Origin of the sequence: Hyphomonas sp. (genome assembly GCF_046313735.1) — a bacterium.
Taxonomy (GTDB): Bacteria; Pseudomonadota; Alphaproteobacteria; order Caulobacterales; family Hyphomonadaceae; genus Hyphomonas.
The window spans coordinates 1-2506 of sequence record NZ_JBKBXW010000103.1 but is presented as its reverse complement, the minus strand read 5'-3'; the positions used below and the strand labels follow the sequence as shown (position 1 = coordinate 2506).

Below are 2506 nucleotides of genomic sequence, written 5' to 3'. Positions count from 1 at the left end.
CGATATCGGCGCCCGGCAATTCGGCCATCAGGCTTTCCGGCGGCAGGATGCGCGCGGCGCCCTTTGCCGGTCCCGGCCTGCGCCGGAGCCCCGTGACCACGCCGCCCAGCGCGCTGACCCGCCGCCCGGTCGCTTCGCCGATGGACCCGTATCCGACGATCAGCCAGCGCGACCCCTGCATTTCGCGCGCGCGCAGCCGCATCCATTTGCTTTGCCGTTGCAGCGCCCGGTGGCCCGGCCCATCGCGCAGGAAATCCAGCGCCTGCCACAGCGCCCATTCCGCCATGGCTTCTGCCTGGGTGTGATTGGTGGTGTAGAAGCGTGCTTTCTGGCCGATGGAGGCGAGGGCCGGGTTTTCGATGCCTGCCGCGGCCGACTGGAACCAGTCGAAATCCTCACTTTTCAGGATCGCGAGCATGAAATCGCGCACTGACGGCGCATAGAAGGCATCGACATTGCCATAGGCCAGATTGATCACGGGCGGGGTTTTCAGCTCGGCCGAGGTGAATGCGTCGTGCATCCGGCCGGCATCGTCCAGCGTCACGATGGTGAGCACCGCTTCCAGGCCCTTGAGCCTGGGCGCGATGCGCGCGAAAGTCCGCGCATGAAGAAGAAGCGTTTTCATACAGTCCTAATTAGCGGCGGTCTGATCCTCGCCGCAAGCCTCCTGCCTGCCCTGCCGCAGGGGGAGCTACCGACCCGAGGACCGGATTATTTCCGTGATGCCACCGATCTGGCGGGCATCCTAGGCTCCGCACACGCGATACGGGTGCGCTGCAATGGTAATGAAGACCAGTACTGGCGGCGCTACATGACCGACATGTTGGGGCACGAAGCCCCGGAACCCGGCCAGCTTCGCAGCTCGCTCGTGTCGAGGTTCAACCAGTCTTACCAGCGCGCTGAGACTCTCTACCCCGTCTGCGATGGGACGGCGGTCGAGGCGGAGGCCCGCTTTGCGGTCAGCGGACAGGAACTCGCCGGGCGCCTTGCGGCGCACTACTTCCCAAGGGGCGCGAGACAGGGCGGAGGACAAAGCCAATGAAATACAAGACTTTAGTTGCGCTGGGCGCACTGGTGATGGCCGCCTGTGCGCAGACACCGGCGCCGGTCCCCGAGGCGGCAGTCGAAACTGACGCGGCGGCAGCCACGTCCGAGCCCGCCGAAACGGCCGAGTGGCCGATGACCGGCCAGCGTCCCGCCACTGGCCGCCCCATCGCGACCCGCTCCGCCGTCATCGCGCCGAACGGCGCCGCCGCCACGGCGCATCCGCTGGCAACACAGACCGCGATCGATATTCTGAAGGCTGGCGGATCGGCCGTTGATGCGGCGATCGCTGCCAATGCGATGCTGGGCCTGGTCGAGCCCACCGGAAACGGCATCGGCGGCGACCTTTACGCCATAGTCTGGGATCCGGAGACGGCGCAACTCTACGGCTATAACGGCTCTGGCCGCACACCAAAAGCGGCGACACTTGCCGATGCTCAGGCCAAGGCCGACGCATTCGAAGACGGGCTGAAGCTGCCGCGCTATGGCACGATCACCGTCAGCGTTCCGGGCACGGTGGATGGCTGGTTCGCGCTGCATGAGAAATTCGGACGCCTTCCGATGGCGGACAATCTCGCCCCGACCGTTTCCTATGCCCGCACCGGCGCGCCGATCCCCGAAATGATCGCCTGGTACTGGTCGCGGGGTCCCCTGCGCTTCGAGCCTGCATATGAACGCGGTGAACTGGAAGAATACGAAAACGCGCGGCGCACTTTCTTTGATCCCGTGCCGGTCGAAGGCTCGCTGTTCCGCAATCTGGACCTCGCCAACACGCTGGAGCGTATCGGCACGCTCGGCCGCGGGGAATTCTATAAGGGCGCCACTGCCCGCGCGATGACCGCCTATCTGCGCCGCCATGGCAGCAAGATGGCGTATGAGGATTTCGCGGCCCATGCCGGCGAGTGGACCGAGCCGCTCTGCGTCGAATATCGCAGCGAGGTAAAGCTCTGTGAGCTTGGCCCCAACACGCAGGGCGTCGCCGCCCTGCAGATGCTGGAAATGCTGGAACGGTTTGACCTCGGCGAGATGGGTTTCGGCTCCCCCGACGCCCTCACCGCCATGGTCGAAGCCAAGCGCCTTGCTTTTGCGGACCGCGCGCTCGGCTATGCCGACCCCGCCTTCTCCGGTATCGACCCCGCGATCTTCATCGGCCCCGGCTACAATGCAGGGCGCGCCGAGGCCATCGATATCACCCGCGCTATGCCGGCGGTCGCTCCGGGCACGGAGATTACAGACGCCGCCCTGCGCGACGGCGACACAACTTACCTCACCGTCGCCGACAAGGACGGCATGATGGTCTCGCTGATCCAGTCGAACTATCGAGGCATGGGCTCGGGCCTCGTGCCCGACGGTCTCGGCTTCATGTTCCAGGACCGGGCCGAACTGTTCAGTCTGGACCCGGAGCATCCGAATGTGTTCGAGGGCGGCAAGCGACCCTTCCACACAATCATCCCGGCCTTTG

Annotated in this window: 3 protein-coding genes; 2 read left to right on the top strand and 1 reads right to left on the bottom strand. The window is 65.5% G+C overall.

Annotated elements, in window-relative coordinates:
* Positions 1-625, bottom strand: a 625-nt coding sequence (locus ACK4SV_RS16800) for an NAD(P)-dependent oxidoreductase (protein WP_409918994.1), incomplete at its 3' end; no start/stop codon positions are given.
* Between ACK4SV_RS16800 and ACK4SV_RS16795 the strand changes: the two genes are divergently transcribed.
* Together ACK4SV_RS16795 and ACK4SV_RS16790 are read left to right on the top strand one after the other, a co-directional pair.
* The gene (locus ACK4SV_RS16795) at positions 605-1042 is read left to right on the top strand and encodes a TIGR02301 family protein (protein WP_409918993.1); all 438 of its coding nucleotides are present in this window, start codon (positions 605-607) and stop codon (positions 1040-1042) included. The genes ACK4SV_RS16800 and ACK4SV_RS16795 overlap by 21 nt on opposite strands.
* The coding region (locus ACK4SV_RS16790) for a gamma-glutamyltransferase family protein (protein ID WP_409918992.1) at positions 1039-2506 on the top strand (1468 nt) is incomplete at its 3' end. The genes ACK4SV_RS16795 and ACK4SV_RS16790, both read left to right, overlap by 4 nt.